Origin of the sequence: Pseudomonas sp. REST10 (assembly GCF_029542605.1) — a bacterium.
In the GTDB taxonomy this organism is placed as follows: Bacteria; Pseudomonadota; Gammaproteobacteria; order Pseudomonadales; family Pseudomonadaceae; genus Aquipseudomonas; species Aquipseudomonas khazarica.
In genome coordinates this window covers 3043448-3067270 of record NZ_CP035677.1, presented here as the reverse complement: position 1 = coordinate 3067270, position 23823 = coordinate 3043448, and the positions used below count along the sequence as shown (strand labels likewise).

The following is a 23823-nucleotide window of genomic DNA, read 5'->3' as shown; positions in this document are numbered from 1 at the left end:
CGGCCGGTGCGCATCGCGCCGGCCGCCTTCAATGTGGTGGGTTACAGGCGGGTCTGGAAGAACTGCGCCAGTACGGAGACCGCCTCGTCCACATAGGGCTGCTTGTCATACAGCGACATGTGGTTGGCACCCTCGATCACATGCATCTGCTTGTCCGTACTGGCTGCCCGGGCAAGCAGGTCATCGCTCATCCATTTGCTGCCGGCAACGCTGCCGGCTACGGTCAGGATCGGCTGAGTGAGGAAGGCCTCGGCCTTGTGGTAGGCGTCGTAGGTGATGATCTGCGGCAGGCTGCGCGCGGTCATGAAGCCTGGCGCATTGGCATGCTGTGCACGCGGGGTGTGGTAGTACTCCCAGGCTTCGCGCAGCTCTTCGTTGGGGGCATCTTCTTCACGCATCGGCGCCAGCGGCAGGGTGGCCAGTTCGGTGCCGTTGGCATCGCTGGTGCGGGCCTGAGAGCCGTGCGCGATGTAGGGCAGGGCGTCGGCATCCTTGACGGTGTTTTCCCAACCGTTGCGGAACATCTGCCCGATGTTGACCGCACTTACCGTGGCGATGGCCTTGATGCGACGGTCGTTGATGGCGGCATTGGCGGTGTAGCCGCCGCCGGCGCAGATGCCCATGGCACCGATGCGGTCGGTGTCGACATAGGTTTGAGTGGTCAGGTAGTCGACCACCGCGCTGACATCTTCGGTGCGGATGTAGGGATTCTCCAACTGGCGAGGCTCGCCAGTGCTTTCGCCCTGGAAGGATGCGTCGAAGGCGATGGCCAGCAGTCCCTGCTCCGCTAGCTTCTTGGCGTACAGGCCGGAGGCCTGTTCCTTCACGCCACCGCCCGGATGCGCGACGACAATGACCGGGTACTTTTGGCTGGCATCGAAATTGGCCGGCTGATGAATCACTGCAGCGAGCGTGACGTTCTGGCCGTTGAGGGTGGGGATGCTGACTTTCTGCATGATCTGGCTCCAGTGCTGAGGGGCTGTGTGCCACTCGATGGATTCATACTAGTCCCGCGTTTGTTCGGGAAAAATATGCAAGAATCGACATGACTTGTTAGGGATACTGAACAATATGTCGATCAATCCATCGCAACTTCCAGCCCTGGCCTGGTTCGTCCATATCGCCCGGCACCGCAGCTTCACCAAGGCTGCAACCGAGATGGAAATGTCCCGCGCGGCGCTGTCGCAACACCTCAAGAGCCTCGAGCAGCAGCTCAACGTACGCCTGCTGCACCGCACCACGCGCGACATGTCGCTGACCGAGGAAGGCCAGCGCCTGTTCGATGCGCTGGCGCCTGCGCTGAAGATGATCGACACGGCGGTTGCCGAACTGGGCGAGGTGCCGTCCGCGCCCAACGGCCTGATCCGGGTGAATACTTCCCGTATCGCCGCACGGACCTTGCTGGAACCGCACCTGGGCGAGTTTCTCGCGCGCTATCCCGGATTGCGTCTGGAGCTGGTGCTCAACGATGGATTCGCCAACATCATCGCCGACGGTGCTGACGTGGGGATTCGCTTGGGCGAGAGTCTGGACGAGCACATGGTGGCGGTGCCGATCACTCCGCGTATCGAAATGGCGGTGGTCGGCTCGCCAGATTATTTCGCGCGTCACGGTACGCCACGGTCCCCGGCCGATCTGATGCAGCACAACTGCCTGGCGTATCGTTTCACCAGCAGTGGCACACTGGATCGCTGGTCCTTTACCGAGCCGGACGGGGATGGCCACACCCAGGTGTTCGAGCCGCGTGGCAGTGTCGTGTTCAACGACGACGAGAGCATGCTCAAGGCGGCCATCCAGGGCGTCGGCCTGATCAAGTACCTCGACATCTGCGTGCGCGAGCAACTGGCCTCGGGCGAGTTGGTGAGGGTGTTGCAGCCCTGGTGTCAGCCTTTCCCCGGTTTCTATCTCTATGCGCCGACACGGGCACAGATGCCTGCCAAGATACGGGTATTGATCGACTTTCTTGTCGAGAAACGCTCACTGCTTGACTGACTGACTGGCGGCAGCGGGTGGATCTGGCCGGCTCCTGCCCTCAGCCCAGGGTAACTGACGGTCACAGCTGTCTGTTGGCACTGGGGGTAGGCCGCAGCTGCTCGTTCAGCGTCTACGCGAGAGCGTTTCGTTCTCCATGCCCACGACGAAGTAATTCTGTCCTATCTTCACTGGTACTGCGTCCCTGGCGGCGGACGCAGTGCCGCACATGCTGCTACGTTGAGGAATCCCTTGCGAGGCCATAAGAATGAAGATCAGATCCAAGCTGCTGGTGAGTTTTCTGGTTGCAACGCTGATCCCGGTCCTGATCGTGGCGCTGCTGACTATCCGCAATGTCACGGAACAGGCCAGAGAGAATTTTCTGCTATCGAGCAGCCTGGACATGAAACTGGTGAACAGCAGTTTCACTACCTTTTTCGACTCGGTGGGCTACACCGTCTCGGCCTTGGCAGAATACCCGGCAGTCAGGGATGCCGACGGCGGTGCACTGAGTACCTACTTCGCCGAGGCGCGCAAGCCTGGCGAGGTCGCCACGGCCAACGGCGGGCGCGAGAAGCAGATCTTCGATTACTTCTCCAGTATCGGTAAGAGCAACCCAACGCTTGGCTACGTCTACATGAGCGATACCCAGGGTGGCTACGTGGAGTGGCCGGGTACCGGCGACTACGGCGACTGGGACCCGCGCAAGCGCGAGTGGTACACCAAGGGCCGCGACGCCAACTTCACGCTGGCTCGTCGTGACGGCTACTACTGGGAGCCGGACGACGCGGTCTATGTTTCGGTGCTCAAGGGCTTCAAGGATAACGCCGGGGCGTTCTCCGGGGTCGTGGCGGTGGACGTATCGCTCAAGGCGCTGACGGAAATGGCGCAGAAGGTACGCTTCGGCGAAACCGGTTTCCTGATGGTGGCGGAGGGGAGTGGCACCCTGCTCGTGGATGGCCATCAGCCGGACAACAACTTCAAGAAAATCAGCGAGCTGCCGGGTGAGTACTTTGCAACTATCGCCAAGACCGACAATGGCCTGGTCGAGCTGGATATCGACGGCGTCGCCTACATGGCCAATGTCTATACGTCACCGGAGCTGGGCTGGAAGTTCGTTGGCCTGAAGCAGGCGGACGAGGTATATGCCAGTGCCCGCGAGCTGACCTGGTTGACCCTTGGGGTTTGCATCGTACTGGTCGCGCTGTTCGGTATCGCCGGGGTGATCATCGCCCAGCGGATTGCCAATCCGATCAACCTGGTGACAGGTGGACTGCGCGTCATCGCGCAGGGGGAAGGGGACCTGACTCGCCGCCTGGCGCGCCTCAGCTCGGACGAAACCGGGGAACTGGCCAGCTGGTTCAATCAGTTCATCGAGTCTATCCAGGGCATGATCCGGGTGATCAAGGACAATGCTGTCAGAATGGATGGCGTCTCCAGTGAGACCAGCAAGCGCACTACCGCGATGTCCGCCACGCTGCAGAGCCAGTTGAGTTCGGTGGAGCAGATCGTCACGGCCGTCACCGAGATGTCCTCGGCCGCCAATGAAGTGGCGAAAACCTGTGTGCAGACCGCCGACGTCTCGGAGCAGGGGTTGGCGGCCACGCGCAATGGCAAGGAGGTCATCGCGCGCAGCACGTCGGGGGTCAACAAGCTCGGCAGCAGCATCCAGAGTTCCAGCAAGGTGATTCAGGAGCTGGAGAAGGAAACGGTCAATATCAACAACATCCTCTCGACCATTCAGCAGATTGCTGAGCAGACCAACCTGCTGGCGCTGAACGCGGCCATCGAGGCGGCCCGGGCGGGCGAGCAGGGGCGAGGGTTTGCAGTGGTCGCCGATGAGGTGCGTCATCTTGCCAAGCGCACCCAGGACTCCACCGGGGAGATCAACCATATCCTCAACCTCCTGGTCAGCCGAATCAAGGAAGTGACGGTGAGCATGAATCAGAGCCTGGTCGAGTCGGAAGGCGCCATCAGGTCGTCCGAGGAAGTGCTGGCGGCTTTCGAAAGCATCGAAGGCAAGGTGCAGATGATCCGCGACATGACCATGCAGATTGCGACCGCCACCGAGGAACAGCACCTGGTCACCGAGGAGATCAACCAGAACATCGTGACCATCAACGATGCGGTTGCGCAGATCTCGGCCCAGGCTGCCGAGGTCGAGAGCTACGCCGAAGAGCAAAGCGCGCTGAGCAGTGAGCTGAAGACGCTGGTCGGGCGTTTCCGTACGGATTGAGACGCGCGGGCAACGGTGTCTCGCCTCGATCATCCTGGCGCAGTGCTTGTCCGGCCTGAGCTGCCTGCGCCAGCTGGTGTTCAGAGCGACCACGCACAGCGTGTTGATTGCAGTACGACGCGTCAGGCAAGGTCATGGTGGCTCGGGCAACTGTCCGCTTCTGGTCGGTTGCGGACGCCTGCGACATGCTCCTTACGCTGGGTATTATCCACCTAAGTCAGTGTCCTCTCAGCCCAGGACAGACCACATCGACGCCCCACCAGCGCAAGTGGAACAGATCGAGCTCGGCAGATTGCAGGTTGCCATCTCGCCAGTGCTGATAGTGCAAGTGGGAGAGGGCACCGACCTTTCCTAGAGGTGCTGGGGCTGGGGGCGTGGCTCATGGAATCATTGTGCCTAGTCCATCCCGACGGCGTAGTAGCCGGCAGCCTCCCGTGCATCTTTGATTATTCTGGTCAGGCACTGCCCCTGGATCTTCCTCCAGGGCTGTGTGCATTCCGCCCGAATCTGCCGTTTTCGGCCCAACTTAGCGCCTCACAGGCACTTCCACGCGCAGCACGATACCGCCTGTTATCGAGTCATCTATCTCAAGTATCTGCTCGACGCACAGTCCATCCCAATCAGGGCAGACATCAAGCCTTTTTGCCTGTTTCTCCATGCCTTCTAGCGCTGCCATATAACCCATGTCCGAGGCGATATAGCACTCGCAGGTAAGGTATTCACCGGCGGGGACCCGCTTGTGTTTGGCGCTTTCTGTCACTACCGGACACCAGCTACCAAACCACTGAATGCAGTCTTCCCAGGGGGCGTCGAGTAATTTCACTGGTGTCAGGATCGCCCGGCTGTAGAGCTTGTCACCCAGTCGCTCGCAGAGTTCTTCGAAACTGATATCTGGAAGCCTTTCGATGTGTAGAGCGCGCTCCTCAAGTACCTCAAGGCGACAGGGTAGGTTTTCTGCCAGTTGAATCTCTAGCGGATTTTGATTCGACGGTACACGGTGTGCCAAAGGCTCGAGCACGCTTCTAACCTGATCCAGCGTGCCGCTTTTGCCGATCACTTTGATTGCTTTGGCCGTTTGCTGTAGCTCTCTTTGCAGGGCCTTGGCCAGTGCCTGGGAGGAAGAGAAACCACAGGCCAGGGCAATATCTGTGACTTTTCTCTGTGGACTGTCCAGTAGCATGGATACGGCCCACTGCAGTTGCACGCGGCTCAGGTAGCTGCCGGGTGTTTCATTAAATACTCGGGTGAACTGCCGGTGGAAATGATACGGAGAGATGGCACTACGCCTGGCCACCTCCTGCCAGGCGAGTGCCGAACCTTGCGTCGAGTGTATGAGCTGCAATGCGGTCTCAAATCGTTTGCGCTGGTGGGGCGGTAGGTTTTTCAGCAGCGCATGTTCCGGCGCCAACATGTGAGGGGTATTACGCATCTGCTCTTGCTCCATGAGCTAGGACTTGTCTGTAGCTGCTATGTGCGGGGCTTGGAAAGTGGCAACATCGCGCTGCCCCTGTCGATAGATTCTGGTTTTTTGAGCCGATAGCTGATGCCGAGCAAAATCGGGACCAGAATCAAGGTAATGGCGGTGGCAAACAGCTCGCCAAACACCAGCGATACTGCCGCAGGCTTCAGGTACTGAGCTTGCTCACTGCTCTCGCTGATCAACGGCAATAGACCGCATACAGTCGTTACAGTAGTGAGAAAAATGGCGCGAAAGCGACTACTAGCACTGCTGATCAATGCCTCTCGCAGGCCCAAACCTGTGCGGATGTTCTGGTTGAAATGGGTGATCAGTACCAGTGAATCGTTTACCACGATTCCGGTCAGGGCCAGCATTCCAAACATTGATAGAAGGCTGATCGGTAACCCCATGAGCCCATGGCCAAAAATCGCCCCTGCGAAACCGAAGGGGATCACTGCCATTATGAGTAGCGGCTGCCAGTATGACTTGAGCGGGATCGCCAGGAGTGAGTAGATAAGAAGTAGAGTCAGCAGCATGGCCTGCTTGAAACCATCCTGTACCTCGTCGATTTCTTCGAACTCTCCGGCAGCTCTGATCGTGACTGCGGGGTAGCGCGCTTCGACTGTGGCAATTTCGTCCTGCAGTTGTTCCAGTGTGTGCTCCGGTGCCTGAATGTCGCGGTCCTGTCGCCAATACAGATTGACCACCTGTTCACGGTTACGTCGGTACAAGATTTCAGGCTCGCGTTCGATGTGTAGCTCTGCCACATCGCCGAGCGCTACTGTTTGGCCGTTGTTCAGGAACACGGGGGTGTTGAGCAACTGCTCCTTGTTACGACGTGCGCTAGCGGGATAGCGCAAGATCAGCTTCGTTTCCTGTCCATTCTCAAGCATGCGGTGAATTTCGCGTTGGCCGAAGGCTTCTCCAGCCAATTGTGCTAAGTGGTATTGGCTGAGGCCCACTTGGCGGCCAAACTCGTTGAGCTTGAGGCTGATCTGGGGCTGTCCGCCTTGGCCGTCGTCATACACGTCGCTTACGCCGGGAAGCCCGGCAAGCGTGTTCGTCAGCGCTTGGCTGGCATCGCGGGCCAGGCCTCGGTCCAAGGCTGCAATAGCTAGTCGACTGCCGTCCGTAGGCGATTCCGCAGAAGCAAAACTCACGGCGTACGCGCCTTCCAGGGGACCCGTCCGTTCGCGCCAGCGCTTAAGCAGGGTATTGCTGGGGAGTTGACGCAGGGCTTCTTGGCTGAGTTCGGCGGTTACCTCGATCTCGCCATAGCCATCAGAGTGGCTCAGCAGGTTGATCAGCAGTGGCTGTTTCAGCGCATATTCTCGCATCAACGTGCTGGAAGTCTGTTCGGCACTCTGGGTTAGCTGTTCCAGTACTCTGGCTTGCAACGCCAAAGGGGCTCCGTCCTGTAGGTCGACTTTTGCGGTGATGTAGCGCCCGGGGATTTCGGGGAAAATCGCGCTGCGGATTGCGCCGCTGCTCCAGAGTCCGTACGCAAGCAGGATAAAAGCGGCGAAACCGAGCAGGGTGGCGGCGCTGTGCTCGAGCGCCGCACTCAGAAGTGGTCGATACACTTTGTTGATGAACCACTGCAGGCCGCTTTGGGCACCATGCTGCAGGCGACTCAGACCCAGGGGCATTCGTATCTCGTTGCCGCACAAATGTGCCGGCAGGATCAGTTTGCTTTCCAGCAGGGAGAACATCAGTGCGAAGATCACAACGGTGGAGAAACCTGCCAGCACTTTGGCCAGCTCATTGTTGATCCACAGCATGGGTGAGAATGCGGCAATGCTGGTCAGCACCCCAAAGACGGTTGCGACGGAAACCCTATTTACGCCTTGCAAGGCAGCTTCGGCCGGAGGGCGCCCAGCGCGCCGCTGAGCATAGATGCTCTCGCCGACGACGACGGCGTCATCGACCAGAATGCCCAGCACGAGTATGAAACCGAACAAGGTAATATCGTTCACGCTGTACTCGAAAACCTGCATCGCGGCGAGGGTGCCGGCCAGGGCCAGGGGGATACCCGCGGCGACCCAGAATGCCAGTTTCAGCTCGAGGAACAGCCCCAGCAGCACGATAACAATCAACAGCCCCTGCCATGCGCTGTTACCCAACAGTCCAAGCTGTTCGCGGATATACGGCGCCATGTCCGCCATAGTTGTCAGGGTGATATCCGCTGGTAGCAAACGTTGCTGGCGGGCCAGAGTTTCTGCGATGGCTTCGCTGACCAGCAGCAGGTTGTCTTCCCTGGCGGTGCTGACTAATAGGGCGATGGCAGTCTGGCCGTTGTTTCGGACGATCGCTCCGTCGTCTTGGAACTCGCGTTTGATGCTAGCGACATCGCCCAGAGTCACTGTGCCTTGAGCGTTATTGAGCAGGGCAATGCTGCTGAGCGGCTGCAGACCATCGGCGTAGCCGTCGCCACGCAGTAGCAGGCGCCCAGCGGCGTTTTTCATCTCGCCGCTGCGGGTTTCCAGAGAGTTGCGTGCCACCGCGTCGGCAACCTGCTCCAGGTTCATGCCGGTGCTTTGCAGCTTGTCGAGGTCAGGTTCGATGACCAGTAGCGCTCGACGACTGCCCAGGTTGGCTACCTTGGCGATACGTGGGTGCTGTTTGAGGGCCAGCTCGACCTGCCTGGCAATGGGTTGCAGCATGCTGTTGTCATGCGGGCCAGATACGATGACAAAGGCGGCCAGGTTGGTGAACTCCTCGCGGGTTATCTGCGGTTTCTCCGCTTGTTGTGGCATTCCCTCTATCGCGTTGACCTGATTGCGTACCTCTTCGACCAGCTTGTCCAAGTCGGCCGCTGCTGTCTTGCGTACTCTTACGCTGGACATGCCGGCACTGGACTGACTGAGGATCTGCTTGATCCCACCGATACCGCTGATCGCCGATTCGACGCGTTGGGTTACGCTCTGATCGATCTGCGCCGCAGTGCCGCCTGGGTAGGCAATGTTGACCACCAGGCTGCTAGGGGCAATCTGCGGGAACGACTCAATCCGCAGTTGCGTCAGCGACAACAAGCCAGCAGCCAGGATCGTTATCATCAGCAGATTGGCCGCGACGGGGTTAGCAATGAACCAGCGGTTCAGGTAGTTCATAACTCTGCCTCAATCGGCGTCACTACTTGCCCAGGCAGCATGGAGTGCAGTGGATAAAGCACCACTTGGCGCGGCTCGCTTGGTGATTCGTTGAAGATTACCCAGACGCTGGCTTCTGTATGCTGCAGCCGCCGAACATGCTCTTTGACCAGTCGAGCCTCTTGCACCGTCCAGACTTCGTCGTCGCGGGTGAGCGCGCTCAGGGGCAGTTGCATGGCATCTTGCTGTTCGGTCAGACGCAGATGCACCTTAACGTGCTGGTTGGGCAGCAGGCGCGGTATGCGCTGGTAGGGGGTATCGACCCGCAGCACGATTTCTCTTTGGCGGGTAACCTCATTGGCCAGTGGCGCGAGGTAGCGCAAGCTGGCTGGCCAGCGTTGCTGCTGACGGTCCTCCAAGCTGATTTTGGCCTTGCCCAACTCGCCAGATAAGCGTTGCCATTGGTTGTCGCTGATCGGCAGTTTGACGTCCAGGCTATCGCTGGCGGCAATCTCGAACAGTACCTGGCCCTGTTCAACATGTTGCGCAGGGCTGACCTGCCGCTGAAAAATCACTGCGTCGTACGGCGCTCGGATCTGTGTATCCGTCAGCATTTTTTCGACACTTGTGACAGTGGCGCGGGCCTTGCTAAGCGCGAGTCGCGCCGCAGCAACTTGCGGCTCGCGGCGACCGAAGGCAGTGTTTTGCTCGCCGCGTAGCATTTTCAGCGCAACGGCTTGTTCAAGCTGGGTGCGTGTCAGTTGCAGTTTGGCTTCAGCCACATCACTTTTGGCTTGCGCCAGTTGGGCCTCCAGCACGGTGGTGTCGAGGCTGGCCAGCAACTGATCCTTGTGCACAATGGTGCCCGGCTCCAGGCTGTCGTCGAGCCAGTGCAGCTGCGCGCCGCTGCGAGCCTTGAGTTCAGCCTGCCAGCGTGCTGATGTTGTGCCCAGCACGGTAAGTGTCGGAGCGAAAGCTTGCGCGTATACCGTCACTACTGTCACCGGCGCAGGATCAGCAGCGAGCGGTTTGGTCTTAACCGGCGCAGGTTCGGTAATGATCACCAGAGTAATGGCCACAAGCAGCAGGCCAATGCCGCCAACTATGGGCAGGGTGCGTCGCATCCTTGAATTACGCTGCATTGAGTCGCCCGTGGATATCGCGCAGACGCGAGAGGGTTTGCAATGTGATCGGTAAGAGCAATGCCGCTTCTACGAACTCCAGTGAATAGGTCACCACTGCAAACAGTTGGCCTGCACTCGGTGTGTTTAGCTGAGTGGTCAACAGCAGGTTGGTCAGCACAAAGGCGAACAGCACCATGAACACGATGCCGTAGAGCGCGGCCTCGGTATCGGAGAGCTTAACTTCACGCGCCTTTAGCTTTCTCAGATGCGTATACAGGCCGCTAGGAGGGAGGGAACTGAGTACGTTGACCTGACGCTCAACCTGACTGTTCAGGCGTGCATTCAGCCTTACGAAGGACTGGTGAAACAGGGCATAGATCGTGAGCATCAGTAGCCCAGCACCTCCAGCGCTCATCGCAAGCCAAGGGCTGAAACTGGCAAGCACGATCAATGTAACCAGCAACTGAATGATGGCGGTGAGCAGTGGCGGCAGGTCGTGCTCGAGGAAGTCGACGAGCTCGCGGGACATACTCAAACGAGCACTGCGCGTACTCACCGGGCGGCTGCGCAGGCGACTATCGGTATCCAAACCCACTTTTACGCGAATGTCGCCATAGATACGGGTGTCGTAAATGCGCCGTGCCACTGCCACGATGACCAAGGCAGTCAACACGCCGGCCAGTATCAGTACATCCTGATACTGATTGTTCATCAGACTGTCGATCGAATAGCCGATAAAGAGCGGCAGCAAAGCCATAAGGAGATTTTCAGCTATTACCAATAGCCAGGTAACACTGATCTTGTGCTTGTGCCCGACAACAATCTTCGCCAGGGAAATCGTTTGCAAAGCGCTCACGCTATGGCCTCTGAATTGGATCAGAGGCGATTGTCGCGCTGCTCGTACTTGAAAAAGTGTCTCAGCTTGCTGTCTCTGCACTGGGGGGGCTGAGTCGGTCTCCCTGTCGCACGCCTGTCAGGCCGGAGTTGCAGGCATGATGGCGAGCAGGATTAGTGGCTGGTGAGCTGGCAGCAGGCACTGAAGCGCGCAGGATGAAAGCCTTCGCCAGAGAGCCGAAGCTATGGCAGGGCCTTCAGTTCACCCAGCGCCCGCTTTTGGCCGATAGCGTGACAGGCCACTTCCGGCCAATAGACGGCACTCATCGTCTGCGCACCAGGCTCATCGTGTCTGGCTCCCCTGGCCACCGTCACACAAGAACCGGAAACCTACCCGGTCCGGCGTCGTCTTTCCGGCCCTTCGCCGGGCGTTTCGGGCGCTAGCCCGTTGAGCCGCTTGGCTACTGACGTGCTCATGTCCGCACGGAGGGGAGGGGTATTGAACGACGCATAAATCAGACAGATTCGGGGTATTTACTTGTTGGCGGGCAGCTACACTGAAAAAGCAGCTTGAGCTTCATATCGAACTCTTTCACGAAGGGCTTCCCCATGGTCATGACCGTCTCGTCAGTACTGCTGGATGAATGGCAGGAGCTTGCCAACCAGGCTGCAGAAGCTGCGCAAGTACCTGCTGCCTTGGTGATGCGTGTCTGGCCTGAGCAGATTGAGGTGCTGATCGCGAGCCTCGGGGATGAAAACCCCTATGAGGAACATGAGAAGGCCGATCTTGGGACGGGCCTCTATTGCGAGACCGTCATGGCTACCCATCAGCCTTTGCTGGTGCCTGATGCATTGAGCGATCCGGAATGGGCCAACAATCCTGATATCAAGCTGAACATGATCAGCTACCTGGGAGTGCCATTGGTCTGCCCTGATGACAGCATTTTCGGCACCGTCTGTGTGCTGGACCGACAGCCCAGGCATTACGACACGAAGACGCTGCGCATGCTGGAGTCGTTGAAAGCGATCATCGAGTCAGACTTCCATTCGGTGGTCGCTGGTGATCCCGTTCATGAGGGCAGCCGCAGTGGTTCGGAACGGCGGGCCTTTCAAAACTGCATTGCGGATCTTCGAGCCAGCAATGGCTCGCCATCGCCATCTGCCTGAACCGGGCGACGGTGTCCCTGAAGATGATCGCGGGCAATACCCTTGTTCCGCGTCCCTATCTCAAGAAGTGGGCCCGGTGGCTGGCCCAGCTTCAGGAGATCACGCAGGCCGATGCCATTTGGCTGATGAGTCTGCAGGGCGACCGGCTACAGACCGTACTGGATAGCGGTCAACCCTCGCTTGACCAGCGCACTGTCGCCAGTGATCTGGCCAATCGCCTGGCTGAGCAGGCCATCACTGCGCGCGCCGTCGTCGAAGAGTATTGCGCTGAGGTGGGCTGCTGCTGCGTGAGTGTCCCGCTTTGTTGGCCGGATGCATCCGTTTATGGCGCACTGGTTCTGATGGCCGGGAAGGACGGCCGCAGCCTTTTGGAATGGCTCCGGCACATGCTCGAGTCGGATTTCCGCACCCTGCATTTCGTGCGCGCCATCGATCAGCATAAAAATCTGCTGGAGACACGAATTGCCGAGCGGACGGACGATCTGCGCATGGCCAATGAGCGGCTTGCGCAGGAGTTGAGTCTGACCCGGCGCACCGCACAGCTGTTGCGTCAGATGGTCATTCATGTGCCTGGTGGTGATGAGCATGGCTATTTCCACAAGCTCGTACAGCAACTGGTTCAGATGCTGCGCGCCGAACATGCGTTTGTCGCCTTGATCGATGATCAAGACCCCAGTCGCGCAAGCACCATCTCCTGCTACAGCGGTAATGACTGGCACACGAACTTCAACTTCGAAATTGCCAGAACCCCTTGTAGCCATGTGCACAAACGCCGCGGCGTGTTCACCTCATGCGATCTGGACAGCGAATTTCCAGAAACACAGGCCCAGTTCGGATTACAGGCTGAGACCTACCTGGGAGTTCCCCTGCTCGATGAAGCGGGGTGCACGTTGGGGGTCATGGCCGCGATGGGGGGAGGGGACATGCTGGATGCCCACCTGGCCAATGAGGTCATTGAGCTGCTGGCTGCCCGAACCGGGTCTGAAATCCTCCGCATGCATACCGAGGATGAGCTGCGTCACCTGGCTCTTCACGACTCCTTGACTGGGCTGCCCAACCGTATCCATTTCAGAGGTCGGCTGGAGCAGGCCATTGCTCAGGCGGAACGTGCTCATACCCATCTGGCCGTTCTGTTTATCGATCTGGATGAGTTCAAGACCATCAACGACAGCCTGGGTCACGATGTCGGTGACAGGGTACTGGTGCAGGCGAGCAAGCTACTCGAGGCCTCCATGCGCGACATGGATAGCGTGGCCCGGTTGGGGGGGGACGAGTTCGCAGCATTGTTGCCTGGTGCCGACTCTCTTGAGGCAGATGCAGTTTTTCAGCGCATTGCCAAAGCGATGTCCACGCCTCTTCTCAGCGAGGGCATCGAGCTGTTTCTCTCCGCCAGTGTCGGTTGCAGCCTGTACCCTGACGACGGCACGGACTCTGGTAGCTTGTTGCGCTCGGCTGATACCGCGATGTACCGCGCGAAAGCACTCGGCAAGAACCAACTGCAGTTCTACGCGCAACACAGCAAGCAAACGATCCAGCGTGACCTTGTCGTCGGCAATCGTCTACGCAAGGCGATAAATGCTGGTGAGCTCTACGTGGTCTACCAGCCCAAGATCAACCTGAGGGATGGGGCGCTGGTCGGCGCTGAGGCCCTGTGCCGCTGGCATGACCAGGAGTTGGGTGAGGTTTCACCGGGTGAGTTCATACCGATCGCGGAGCGAGCCGGGATAATTTCAGACCTTGGTGCGCTGGTGATCAAGCAGGTGATCGCCGACTTGCAGGAGTGGCAGTGCCAGCAGATAGAGGTGCCCAAGGTCGCTGTAAACGTGTCTGCCAAACAGTTGCAAACCACGGAATTTACCCAGTGGCTGGCAGAGAGTGTGCGCAGTGCAGGCCTGAAGCCCCATCACCTCGTCATCGAGTTGACCGAAAGCGTTCTGATGGAGCGAAACGACATCAATCTACCGGTCCTGGCTGAGTTGGTGGCGTGTGGATTCCGGATCAGTGTGGATGACTTTGGCACGGGCTACTCATCGCTTGCCTATCTCAAGCGGATGCCGATCAGCGAGATCAAGATCGATCGCAGCTTTGTCGAGCACCTGGCCGATGACCAGGGTGATCAGGCCATCGCTGCGGCCATTCTGACGCTCGGTCACACCTTGGGGCATGTTGTTGTCGCTGAAGGGATAGAGAACGAGCAGCAATTACGCGTTCTGCGTGCTTTGCACTGCGATGTGGGCCAGGGTTTTCTTTTCCACCGCCCGCTGTCGCGTACGGCCTTTCATGAGCTGTTAATGCATGAAAGTGGTAGCAAATAGCTCCTGCTTTCATCCTTACACCCCAGTCGCAACGGTGCTTCGCAATACAAATCCGAGACTGTCTGCTCTTGGCCGATAGTTGCACCTCGTCACCGGTTTAGATAGCGCTGCCGTGCACATGGCTGCACGGGTACAACGTCGCGTCCGGTCATCGAGGCTAACCGGGTAGACCCCCTGCGCTCGGGCTCAGGGATGCATCTTCTTAGCCATATGAACAAACGCCTTCGCCGCAGGTGAAAGCCTCTCAAAGTTCAGTGCGGCGAGTGCAATTTCTCGTGATCTACGCGGCTTCAAACTTCGATACACCACGCCATCAGGCGGTTCTGGCAATGCTAATCGTGCCGCAATCGTCACTGCTGCACCTTGAGCGACAAACCCCAGCATCGAGGAAAGCTGCTCGAAGCGAAACTGTGTCTTGGGTATCGACCCTGCTGCCGCAAGGAACTGGTCGATATAGGGCCCGGAACCGGCCGCGGTACGAATAAACGGCTGATCATGAAAGTCCTTTGCCGCCACACTGGATTGACCTGCCAGTTCATGACTGGCAGGCAATACCGCTATCAGTTCGTCAGAAGCAATCGTCATCGTATCGAAGCGATCATCGGGCAAGACCACGAACCCTAGTTCAACACGTCGCTCCAGCAACCACTGAACTACCACATTGTCCACTCCCTCATCGATTTGTACCTCCACGAATGGATGCTCACGTCGATAATGGGCGATCAACTGCGGCAGCAAGTGCAGTGAAGATGTGGCTCCAAATGACGCGATTCGCAACGTACCGCGTGCGATGCCGCGCTCATGGCCGGCTTCCTGCCGCAAAGCCTCTCTTTGCTGCAGGATGTCATTGGCACGCACCAACAATCTAACTCCTACGTCAGTAGGAATAGCTGATGCAGCTTCACGGGTGAACAGGCTTACACCCAGTTCGGTTTCCAGTTGCTTAATCGCGTGGCTGACGGCGCTTTGTGTGGTGCCTAGTGCTGCCGCGGCTCGAGAAAAACTACCGATCTTTGCCAGTGCGGAGAATACTTCAAGCTGTGTGAATGTCATGAGTATTTGCTCATTTGCCTATCATTTTTAATAAGCAAATACTAAACGCCATGAAACTTTATAGATACTCCGTGCATTTGGGACTGGTGGGCATGACGGTGCTGTGGGGGGCCTCATGGCCATGGGGCCGATTGGTCGCACAATCCATGCCTCCATTAACAGCTGCCTGTTTACGCTTTCTTCTGGCGAGCCTCGTGCTGGTAATTTGGTTGCACCAAAGTGGTCGGCTGGGGGCTGTGCGTGCTCTAACTACTAAGCAGTGGCTGGGACTGGGTTGCGCGTCTGCAGTTGGAGTACTGGGCTATTCGATCTTCTTTCTGCTGGCACTTAAGGTGGTGCCAGCAGGGAAAGCAGCTATGGTCGTGGCCCTCAACCCTGTACTGACATTGTTCTTCGCCGCCCTGCTGTTTCGAGAGCCTGTGAACCTAAAGACAGGGGGCGGCGTCATCATGGCGGTTTCAGGATCTCTGTATGCGCTAAGCGGCGGCTCCCTGGCGACCTTGTTACCTGGCCAGGCAGGGATGGGGGAGTTACTACTACTGGGCTGTGCAGGTTGCTGGGTGGGCTACACGCTGATAGGTCGAATGCTGCTGACCTCGGTAGATTCGCTGGCAACGACGACTATTACTGCCGTGCTGGGAGCCGTTTTTCTGCTCGCAGCCAGTATGGCGATTGAAGGTACAAGTGCATGGGTAGGACTTGCTCATGCTCCCCAGCAAGCTTGGTTTAGCTTGGCCGCGCTGGCTTTAGGAGCAACTGCAATTGCCTACGCGTGGTACCTCAATGGCGTGAAAATCCTTGGGGCAGGGACTGCAGCGGCCTATATGGCGCTCGTCCCTTTGTTCGGAATATTGTCTTCGAGTCTATGGCTGGATGAACCTTTGACCCTGCCTCTTGCGGGAGGAGGCGCCTTGGCGATCAGCGGTATGGCGGTCATGAACTGGGGACGTAAGAGTCTTAGCTAGCGGGAAAACGCTCTCTACTCCAGGCGTCCGTTCCTGACCAATAACCGCCATTCGCCAAGCCTCACGCATCTTCCGGCGCCACGCCCTGTGGTCGCTTGTAGGCCATCCCGACAGAGCGCGGGGCGGTATGGACGAAGCCGAACTGCGCGTACAGGTCTTGCGCCTGGCCATCGGCGATCAGGCTGACATAGCCGCTTTCGGGTACCTCGGCTTCGATGTATTGCAGTATCTCCCCCATGATGCGCTTGCCCAGGCCCTTGCCCTGGTGTTCCTTGAGGACGGCGATGTCCACCACCTGAAAGAAGCAGCCGCCGTCGCCGATGACGCGGCCCATGCCCACCGGCTGCGCGTCATGCAGGATCTGTACGGCGAAGAGTGTATTGGGCAGTCCCTTCAGCGCGGCCTCGATGGTTTTCGGGCTGAGCCCCGAGGCAAGGCGCAGCGCCCGGTAGGTCTCGACGGAGGGCGTTTCCAGCACGCAGGAGTAGGTCGTCATATGTTTCGCTCGATAGGTGCAAACGGACGGCCAGGCGCTATGCCTGGATGCGGATATCGGCAGCTGGGATAACGGTGGCGCGCTTGCCGAAGCTGGTCATGTTGGCCAGCGTGACGTTGTGGTGGGCGGTGATCTGCGCAGCCGTCAGGACGCCGTTGTCCACCGTCGAGTGGGCGTCCTCGACCAGGGTCACCTCGTAGCCCAGCGCCAGGGCGCGGCGGGTCGTGGTATCGACGCAGAAGTCGCTCTGCAGACCACAGATTACCAGGTGGGAGATATCCCGTGCCTGCAGCAGCTGGGTGAGCTCGGTGCGATGGAAGGCGTCCGGCGTGGTCTTGCGAACCCGCAGATCGCTCGGTGAGGTCGTCAGTCCGTCGGCGAGCTGCCAGGGGGCGGTGTCGAAACGCAGGGGGCCGTCATTTTCTTCGTGCTGGATCAGCACAACCGGTGCGTGAGCGGCCCGTGCCTGCGCCGAGAGCGTGTTGATTCTTTCGATCACCCGGTCGCTGTCGAACGCAGCGTATTCTCCGGTACACAGTGCATGTTGAACATCGATGATCAGCAGTGCAGTCGACATGGCTTCCCTCCACGAAGTTGATGCATGGAACAGGGCTTGCCCGGCAAGGGGGCAGGGGCCCGGTTCGATGCATGGAGGGCAGATGGTAGCGCCTGCTCGGCCACTCGACCATCGCTTTGCAACTCAGGGCAGGGTGGTCGTGCCGTGCGCAATCCGATCAGTCGGGTCTCGGTTCGTTCGTGGCACTTTGCCTGGTTGGGCAGCTTCAAATGTTAGTCGTTATCATTTATATTCGCGCACTTTCCGACACCCAGTGCGCACGAACCCTTGCCTCACGCTCCGGCCAAACCGTCCCTGATTTCGACCCTAGCCCGGCACTATGACGAGCTGGTCGACTCTGTCCGCCGCCGTTTCGGCGACCGTCAGGCCGCGCATGAGGTGGTGCACGATGTCTGCGTGCAACTGCTGGAGTCGCCCGAGAAAGAGGCGGTGCGCGTACCCTTGGCGCTGCTGCGCAAGATCACCCATGATCGCGCCATCAGCCACTACCGCAGCGAGCGCCGCCGCCAGGCCTGGGTCGACGACCAGGCGGACCTGGCCGAGGTGCTCTGCAGTGCCCCGGGCGTGGAGCGTCAGCATGCCGCCGCTGACGAGCTGGAGCGCTTGAGCGCGGCCATAGCCGAGCTGCCGCCGCGCTGCCAGCAGGTATTCGTCATGCACAAGATTCACGAGCTACCGCAGCAGGAGGTCGCCGAGCGACTGGGAATTTCGCTGAAGGCGGTGGAGAAGCACATCAAGGTCGGCGTGGCCAAGTGTCTGGCCCGCCTGGGCTACCAGAAGGTGCGCGCATGAACCCGCAGACCGACGAGCAGGATGCTACCGACGATGCGCTGGCGCGCCACCGCGAGGCGCTGAAGAAGCGTTTCCCGCTGCCGCCACCCGCCAGGAAGCCGCGCCAGCGTGTCGCCACGCTGGGCGTGCTGATCGGCGCGCTGGCGCTGGGGCTGCTCTGGCTCGATCCGGCCTATCGCAGCGAGCGCTACAGCAGCGCATCGGGCCAAGTCCGCAGCATCGCACTGGCCGACGGCAGTCGCCTCATGCTCGATGGCGCCAGCCAGGTCGACGTCAGTTGGCACCTGCGCAGCCGCCGTGTCGAGTTGCTGGCAGGGCAGGCATTGTTCGATGTTGCTCAGGCCACCTACCGGCCGTTCCGCACGCTGGCCGGTTCGGCTGAAATCACGGTGGTCGGTACCCGCTACAGCGTCAGCCGTGTTGCGGAGCAGGTGCGCGTGGTCGTCGAGGAGGGCAGAGTCGGTGTGCGTGGCCTGCACGATGAGCTGCTGCTCACGCCCGGCCAGCAGGTGCTGGTGCGCAACGGCCAGCTGGGCAGCCCGGAGCGGGTGGATGCCAAGGCGCTGAACGGCTGGGTCGACGGCCGCGTGGTGTTCGATCGCACGCCGCTGGTCGAGGTGCTGGATACGCTCAGGCGTCAGCGCGCCACACGGGTGCAGCTCGACGATCCGGACCTGGCGCAGCTGCCGGTGTCCGGTACCTTCGCCAGCGCCAACCTGGACGCTCTGCTGGTCTTGTTGCCGAAGATATTGCCAGTGCAGTTGCAGCGCGCTGCGGATGGCTCGCTGAGCCTGAGCCGGCGTGCAGCGGAAAAATAATTTCATCGCGAGGTAGGGGTTGCTCGCCGCTGCGGCGGCTATCTCCAGGAACGTCCTCTATTTTCCCGGAGCCCTACCAGTGAAAACCCCGACCCGGCGCCTTACCCTGTTGGCCAGCAGCTTGCTGCTGGGCCTGTCGTCGATGGCCCAGGCCGCCAGCGAAATCGATTTCGACCTGCCCGCCGCGCCCCTCGAACAGTCCCTCAACAGCCTGGCAGCCCAGTCCGACAGCCAGATCCTGTTCTCCAGCGATGTGACCCTCGGCAAGCGTTCGCCGGCCTTGCGCGGCCGCCTGAGCACCGGCGAGGCCCTGCGGCGCCTGCTCGATGACAGTGACCTGGATGTGCAGCAGCAGGATGATCACACCTTCATCGTGGTGCCGCGCGCCGTGGCCGCCGAGCAGGCGAACGCCTCTGGCGCTGCCGTCGAGCTGGCCTCCATGGAGGTGACCGCATCCCGCACCGCCAGCGCGCTGGTGCCGCAGGTGCGTCAGGTCAACGTCATCGAGCGGGAGCAACTGGAAACGCAGCGCATGGCCTCCGCCAGCCTGGCGACGATACTGGCCAAGAGCATCCCCGGCATGTCCGATTCCAGTCGCACCGTCACCGACTACGGGCAGACGCTGCGTGGCCGTACCATGCTGGTGCTGGTCGATGGCGTGCCGCTGAACACCAACCGCGACTCCTCGCGGAACCTGGCCAACATCGACCCGGCGCTGATCGAGCGCGTCGAGGTCATCCATGGCAGCAGCGCGATCTATGGCGCCGGCGCCACGGGCGGCATCATCAACATCACCACCCGTCCGGCAGGCGGTGACATGCGCGCCGAAACCACGCTGACCGGCACGTCGTCGCTGACCCAGCTCGACCACGACGGCCTCGGTGGCCAACTGCAGCATCACCTGTCCGGCTCCCAGGGCCCGTTCGACTACGCCCTCGACGTCGGCGCCCGGCATATCGGCAGCTCGTTCGATGCAGACGGTCGGCGCATTGCCCCGGAGCCCAGCCAGGGTGACCTGTTCGACTCCAACGCCTTCAACCTCGGCGGCAAGCTCGGCCTGCGCATTGACGAGAACCAGCGCATCCAGCTCGCCCTCAGCCACTACGATGCCCAGCAGGACAGCGACTACACCTCCGACCCGTCCGTGGCCCGCTTGCCCGCCGGCACGGTGCCGGCGCAGGCGCTCAACGGCCTCAGCCTGGACGAGCAGAACCAGATCAGGAACAGCATGGCCAACCTGCAGTACAGCCATGACGACCTGCTGGGCAGCCGCATGGCGGCGCAGCTCTACTACCGCGACTACTTCACCCGCTTCACCCCGTTCGATGCCCGTGGCGTGGCGACCCGTGGTCGTTTCGTCGACCAGGTGATGCAGAACAGCGAGGTCATCGGCAGCCGCCTGACCCTGCGCACTGCACTGGGTGACAGCACTGAGCTGGTCTGGGGCGGCGATCTCAACCACGAGCGCAGCGACATGCCGCTCGACATCTTCGACCCGGCCATCTACGACGCCAGCGGTGGCACCGATTTCGACAAGATCGGCAAGATGACCTACATGCCGGAGCTGACCACCTTCAGCACCGGCGCCTTTGCCCAGTTGCAGCACCGCTTCAACGAGCAGTGGTCGATCGACGGCGGCCTGCGCTACGAATACGCCACCGCCAGGTTCGACGACTTCACGCCGCTCTCCGAGATTCACAACGCCAGCCCGGCGCGCGTGGAAGGGGGCACGGTGCGTTACGACGACCTGCTCTACAACGTCGGCGTGGTCTTCTCGCCGGTTCTGGGCCAGGAAATCTACGCGGCCTTCAGTCAGGGCTTCCAGCTGCCGGACATCGGTGTGCAGGTGCGTAACGCCCGGCGCGGTTTCGACATCGACTCCTCCGATCTGGAACCGGTGAAGACCGACAACTACGAACTGGGCTGGCGCGGTGACCTCGGCGAGCAGACGCTGGCCTCGCTGGCGCTGTTCTACACCACCTCGGACCTGGGTGACGTGCAGAGCTTCAACAACGGCCTGATCCTCAAGCGAACCCAGGAGCGCATCTACGGTATCGAGGGCAGTGCCGACTGGCTGAGCCTGGACGACGTCTGGGGCGTGGGCGCCACCTTCACCTGGATGAAGGGCCGCGAGAAGCCGGACAACGGCGACTGGCAGGACATGACGGGCTTCCGCATCCCGCCGCTGAAAGTCACGGCCTACCTGCAATACCAGCCTGACCAGGCCTGGAGCAACCGCCTGCAGGCCACCTATGTCGGCAGCGAGGACTATCGCCTGGACGGTGTCGCCAGCTTCGGTCGCCGCGAAGTGGACAGCTACTTCACCGTGGACCTGATCAGCGACTACCGCCTGAGCGAGAAGGACAAGGTCAGCCTGGGCATCGAGAACCTGTTCAACCGCGATTACTACCCGCTGTACAGCCAACTGATGCGCAGCAGCAGCAATACCAGCCACCTGCCGGCATCCGGCACCACGCTGACCCTGGCCTACAGTCACCAGTGGTAGGCCCCGGGCGCACAGGGACGTGCGCCAGGCGCTCCGGTTCTCTGCGAGGTGCAGCGAGCTGCGTCGGGTAGCTGCAGCCTTGGGGTCATGTCGGTTACCTATACTGGAACTTGCCCGCTGTCAGCCGGGGCTCGTTCCGGCAGCGAGGCAGCCAATCGGGAGTGATACAAGGATTGCCGGAAATGATTCCTGAAAGTCTCAACACGCAGTTCGAACAATCCGCCAATACCCTGCAAACGCTACTGCTCCAACCGGAGACCTATACGCAGATCGGCATCGTCCTGGCGATCTACGTCGGCGCGTGGCTGATTGCCAAACGGATCCAGAAACATACTGCGTCACTGGGGGCGGGCGCCGAACGGGCGAGCAGCCAACGGCTGCACGTCTTCATCAAGAAGCTGAGCGATCTGATCTTCCCGGTGACGGCCATCCTGATGCTGCGGGTATCGCTCGAGATCAGCGAGAACCTGCTCAGCCAGGGCTGGCTGGTGCAGGCCGCGCTGATCATTTCGGTGATCCTCATATTCCGCTCGGTCATCCGCAATTTCGTCACCCACAAGCTGCTTGCGACGATGCTCAGGTGGCTGGGCATTCCGCTGTTGTTCCTGCACATGGTCGGCCTGCTGGGCGGCCTGATCCAGATTCTCGAATCCATTTCGGTCAATCTCGGCAACATCGAGATATCGCTCTACGGCATCGCCCGTGTGGCCATCTTCGGCTCCATCCTGTTCTGGCTCGGACGCGTCAGCAGCCGGACGGGGCGCGACTTCATCGCCCACCAGGAAAACCTCGACGAACGCACCCGGGAAGTGGCGGCCAAGCTGTTCGAAGTGTCGATCTTCTTCCTGATCTTTCTCCTGCTGCTGCAGATCATGGGGATCAACCTCACCACGCTCGCGGTGTTCGGCGGGGCGCTGGGGGTCGGCCTGGGCTTCGGCCTGCAGGCGATTGCCTCCAACTTCATCTCCGGCATCATCATCCTGCTCGACCGCTCGGTATCGATCGGCGACTACGTCGAACTCGAGGATGGCCGCACGGGCATCGTGCGCGAACTGAACATGCGCTCGACCACGCTGGAAACCTACGACGGCAAGGACATCGTGGTACCGAACGAGAAGTTCATCGCCGAGATCTTCACCAACTGGACGCACAAGGACAAAAGCCAGCGCTACCGCGTCGACTTCTCGGTCGCCTACGACTCCGACATCCGCAAGCTGATCGCCATCATCAAGGACGTGGTCGCCAGCCATCCGCAGGTGTTCAGCGGCGACGACATACCCATCGAGGAACGCCCGGACTGCGAGATAGACAGCTTCGGCGACTCGGGCATCAACATGTTCGTCGAGTTCTGGATGGAGGGCGTCGACGACGGCCGCAATCGCGTCGGCGGGGACCTGCTGCTGATGATTCTGGAAGCACTGCAAGAGCACGGCTTCGAGATTCCCTTCCCGCAGCGAGAAGTGCGCATCCTGGACAGGAAGGCGTCCGCGCGAAAGGCCGCGGACAGTCCGTGAGCTTCGGCAGCGATCGAGATGCCGAGCAGGGCGAGCGGGTGGGCATCGCTCATCGGCGAGGCGTGATCGGCGCGTCGGGCTGGGCACGATGAGCGACACTGGCGCGCTGATGCTTTGCCGTACCTGCTGACCAGCCTTGGGGCAGTCATCAGAGGCACCCAGACCTGTCTGGCCTGGGTGCCTTGTGACGGCGCCACGTTGGAGGCGCTATGTGCTGGCGCTTATCCCGTTTCGACTGCTGTCGTGGCGGCGTGGCGGTCGTCGACCTTGGGCGCATGGCGTCTGCGCATCAGGGCATAGGCGGCGGGCAGGACGAACAGTGACAGCAGTGGCGCGGTGACCATGCCGCCGACCATGGGCGCCGCGATGCGACTCATGATCTCGCTGCCGGTGCCGCTGCCCCAGAGGATCGGCAACAGGCCGGCAATGATCACGGCCACGGTCATCGCTTTCGGGCGTACGCGCTGCACCGCGCCGAAGCGGATGGCATCGAGCAGCGCCGATTCGCCGAAGTGCCCAGCCGTCTGCTTTTCCTGCCAGGCGTTCTTCAGATAGAGCAGCATGATCACGCCGAACTCCGCGGCTACCCCGGCCAGAAGCGGGCGGTGGCTAGTAAATAAATATGTCCCCTTTCCCCGCACCGCTGTCCTTCAAGAGCACCACCTACTCGGCGTGTTCACGTTCACACTGTTGCTCAGTGGTCAGAGTCGCGAATATCACGGGGCGATCCTGCGCGAGGCCGCGATGCTGGCCGGCGCTGGGCAACTGACGATCCGGGTGGACAAGCAGTACTTTGCACTGGATGAGGTCAACGAGGCATTTCGCCTGGTTGCGGACGGTAGTGGCAAAGGGAAGACGGTAATTTGGTTTGTGAGTGACTAGTCTCCCAAGCGTCAGATCAGCCTGG

The 23823-nt window shown here is 60.3% G+C and carries 17 protein-coding genes and 2 pseudogenes; 10 read left to right on the top strand and 9 right to left on the bottom strand.

The genetic code is table 11. The features are described 5' to 3' along the window. Positions 1 to 41: 41 nt before the first annotated feature. Positions 42 to 956, bottom strand: a complete 915-nt coding sequence (locus EWH21_RS14530) for an alpha/beta hydrolase (RefSeq protein ID WP_167494344.1) — start codon at positions 954 to 956, stop codon at positions 42 to 44. Between the two features lie 115 nt (positions 957 to 1071). Here EWH21_RS14530 and EWH21_RS14525 point away from each other — a divergent pair, with 115 nt between their 5' ends. Then, positions 1072 to 1992: a LysR family transcriptional regulator gene (locus tag EWH21_RS14525; RefSeq protein WP_037048239.1), complete on the top strand. Its 921-nt coding sequence runs from the start codon at positions 1072 to 1074 to the stop codon at positions 1990 to 1992. A 247-nt stretch (positions 1993 to 2239) separates the two neighbouring features. Then, on the top strand, positions 2240 to 4207 hold the full coding sequence (locus tag EWH21_RS14520) for a methyl-accepting chemotaxis protein (RefSeq protein ID WP_277698661.1): 1968 nt from the start codon (positions 2240 to 2242) through the stop codon (positions 4205 to 4207). 526 nt (positions 4208 to 4733) lie between these two features. On the opposite strand, the gene EWH21_RS14515 is transcribed toward EWH21_RS14520, so the two are convergent. The 4 genes from EWH21_RS14515 to EWH21_RS14500 are packed head-to-tail and all read right to left on the bottom strand — an operon-like array spanning position 4734 to position 10735. Further along, positions 4734 to 5636, bottom strand: a complete 903-nt coding sequence (locus EWH21_RS14515) for a helix-turn-helix transcriptional regulator (protein ID WP_277698660.1) — start codon at positions 5634 to 5636, stop codon at positions 4734 to 4736. A gap of 38 nt (positions 5637 to 5674) precedes the next feature. Continuing rightward, positions 5675 to 8776, bottom strand: a complete 3102-nt coding sequence (locus EWH21_RS14510) for an efflux RND transporter permease subunit (RefSeq protein WP_277698659.1) — start codon at positions 8774 to 8776, stop codon at positions 5675 to 5677. Then, positions 8773 to 9897 carry an efflux RND transporter periplasmic adaptor subunit gene (locus EWH21_RS14505; RefSeq protein ID WP_277698658.1) on the bottom strand — a complete coding sequence of 375 codons (1125 nt, stop codon included), beginning with the start codon at positions 9895 to 9897 and terminating at the stop codon, positions 8773 to 8775. Before EWH21_RS14505 ends, EWH21_RS14510 begins: the two co-directional genes overlap by 4 nt. Then, positions 9887 to 10735: an ABC transporter six-transmembrane domain-containing protein gene (locus tag EWH21_RS14500; protein ID WP_175252953.1), complete on the bottom strand. Its 849-nt coding sequence runs from the start codon at positions 10733 to 10735 to the stop codon at positions 9887 to 9889. The genes EWH21_RS14505 and EWH21_RS14500 overlap by 11 nt, the downstream gene beginning before the upstream one ends. 587 nt (positions 10736 to 11322) lie before the next feature. Between EWH21_RS14500 and EWH21_RS14495 the strand changes: the two genes are divergently transcribed. After that, the gene (locus tag EWH21_RS14495) at positions 11323 to 11880 is read left to right on the top strand and encodes a GAF domain-containing protein (protein WP_134676852.1); all 558 of its coding nucleotides are present in this window, start codon (positions 11323 to 11325) and stop codon (positions 11878 to 11880) included. Positions 11881 to 11903: 23 nt separating this feature from the next. Then, on the top strand, positions 11904 to 14195 hold the full coding sequence (locus tag EWH21_RS14490; protein ID WP_277698657.1) for an EAL domain-containing protein: 2292 nt from the start codon (positions 11904 to 11906) through the stop codon (positions 14193 to 14195). 186 nt (positions 14196 to 14381) lie between these two features. Here EWH21_RS14490 and EWH21_RS14485 read toward each other — a convergent pair whose 3' ends face one another. Beyond that, positions 14382 to 15248: a LysR family transcriptional regulator gene (locus EWH21_RS14485; protein WP_277698656.1), complete on the bottom strand. Its 867-nt coding sequence runs from the start codon at positions 15246 to 15248 to the stop codon at positions 14382 to 14384. Positions 15249 to 15262: 14 nt separating this feature from the next. Between EWH21_RS14485 and EWH21_RS14480 the strand changes: the two genes are divergently transcribed. Next, a complete protein-coding gene (locus tag EWH21_RS14480) occupies positions 15263 to 16213 on the top strand; it encodes a DMT family transporter (protein WP_277698655.1) in 951 nt (316 codons plus the stop codon). A gap of 61 nt (positions 16214 to 16274) precedes the next feature. Here EWH21_RS14480 and EWH21_RS14475 read toward each other — a convergent pair whose 3' ends face one another. Both EWH21_RS14475 and EWH21_RS14470 read right to left on the bottom strand, forming a co-directional pair. Further along, positions 16275 to 16709, bottom strand: coding sequence for a GNAT family N-acetyltransferase (locus EWH21_RS14475; RefSeq protein ID WP_152488909.1), 435 nt, complete (start codon positions 16707 to 16709; stop codon positions 16275 to 16277). A gap of 37 nt (positions 16710 to 16746) precedes the next feature. Then, entirely contained in the window at positions 16747 to 17286 is a 540-nt protein-coding gene (locus EWH21_RS14470) for a cysteine hydrolase family protein (RefSeq protein WP_277698654.1), read from the bottom strand. Positions 17287 to 17553: 267 nt separating this feature from the next. On the opposite strand from EWH21_RS14470, the gene EWH21_RS14465 reads away from it, so the two are divergent. From EWH21_RS14465 to EWH21_RS14450, 4 genes are all read left to right on the top strand, one after another. Next, complete coding sequence (locus EWH21_RS14465) at positions 17554 to 18078, top strand: RNA polymerase sigma factor (RefSeq protein ID WP_047593023.1); 525 nt, start codon at positions 17554 to 17556, stop codon at positions 18076 to 18078. Continuing rightward, positions 18075 to 18896 carry a FecR domain-containing protein gene (locus tag EWH21_RS14460; RefSeq protein ID WP_277698653.1) on the top strand — a complete coding sequence of 274 codons (822 nt, stop codon included), beginning with the start codon at positions 18075 to 18077 and terminating at the stop codon, positions 18894 to 18896. The genes EWH21_RS14465 and EWH21_RS14460 overlap by 4 nt, the downstream gene beginning before the upstream one ends. 79 nt (positions 18897 to 18975) lie before the next feature. Beyond that, complete coding sequence (locus tag EWH21_RS14455) at positions 18976 to 21402, top strand: TonB-dependent receptor (RefSeq protein ID WP_277698652.1); 2427 nt, start codon at positions 18976 to 18978, stop codon at positions 21400 to 21402. A gap of 182 nt (positions 21403 to 21584) precedes the next feature. Further along, the gene (locus EWH21_RS14450; protein WP_277698651.1) at positions 21585 to 22916 is read left to right on the top strand and encodes a mechanosensitive ion channel domain-containing protein; all 1332 of its coding nucleotides are present in this window, start codon (positions 21585 to 21587) and stop codon (positions 22914 to 22916) included. A gap of 221 nt (positions 22917 to 23137) precedes the next feature. Here the strand turns inward: EWH21_RS14450 and EWH21_RS14445 are convergent. Continuing rightward, positions 23138 to 23512: pseudogene (locus EWH21_RS14445) on the bottom strand (efflux RND transporter permease subunit); the annotation flags it as partial. A gap of 41 nt (positions 23513 to 23553) precedes the next feature. Here EWH21_RS14445 and EWH21_RS14440 point away from each other — a divergent pair. Continuing rightward, a pseudogene (locus EWH21_RS14440) lies at positions 23554 to 23798 on the top strand (zinc-binding dehydrogenase); the annotation flags it as partial. Between the last annotated feature and the right edge of the window lie 25 nt (positions 23799 to 23823).

Bases quoted from the DNA above. Each gene is read 5' to 3' on its own strand.
- EWH21_RS14525 (WP_037048239.1), top strand. From the start codon at position 1,072: ATGTCGATCAATCCATCGCAACTTCCAGCCCTGGCCTGGTTCGTCCAT.
- EWH21_RS14485 (WP_277698656.1), bottom strand. From the start codon at position 15,248: ATGACATTCACACAGCTTGAAGTATTCTCCGCACTGGCAAAGATCGGT.
- EWH21_RS14505 (WP_277698658.1), bottom strand. From the start codon at position 9,897: ATGCAGCGTAATTCAAGGATGCGACGCACCCTGCCCATAGTTGGCGGC.
- EWH21_RS14495 (WP_134676852.1), top strand. From the start codon at position 11,323: ATGGTCATGACCGTCTCGTCAGTACTGCTGGATGAATGGCAGGAGCTT.
- EWH21_RS14490 (WP_277698657.1), top strand. From the start codon at position 11,904: ATGATCGCGGGCAATACCCTTGTTCCGCGTCCCTATCTCAAGAAGTGG.
- EWH21_RS14460 (WP_277698653.1), top strand. From the start codon at position 18,075: ATGAACCCGCAGACCGACGAGCAGGATGCTACCGACGATGCGCTGGCG.
- EWH21_RS14530 (WP_167494344.1), bottom strand. From the start codon at position 956: ATGCAGAAAGTCAGCATCCCCACCCTCAACGGCCAGAACGTCACGCTC.
- EWH21_RS14515 (WP_277698660.1), bottom strand. From the start codon at position 5,636: ATGCGTAATACCCCTCACATGTTGGCGCCGGAACATGCGCTGCTGAAA.
- EWH21_RS14520 (WP_277698661.1), top strand. From the start codon at position 2,240: ATGAAGATCAGATCCAAGCTGCTGGTGAGTTTTCTGGTTGCAACGCTG.
- EWH21_RS14450 (WP_277698651.1), top strand. From the start codon at position 21,585: ATGATTCCTGAAAGTCTCAACACGCAGTTCGAACAATCCGCCAATACC.
- EWH21_RS14475 (WP_152488909.1), bottom strand. From the start codon at position 16,709: ATGACGACCTACTCCTGCGTGCTGGAAACGCCCTCCGTCGAGACCTAC.
- EWH21_RS14470 (WP_277698654.1), bottom strand. From the start codon at position 17,286: ATGTCGACTGCACTGCTGATCATCGATGTTCAACATGCACTGTGTACC.
- EWH21_RS14510 (WP_277698659.1), bottom strand. From the start codon at position 8,776: ATGAACTACCTGAACCGCTGGTTCATTGCTAACCCCGTCGCGGCCAAT.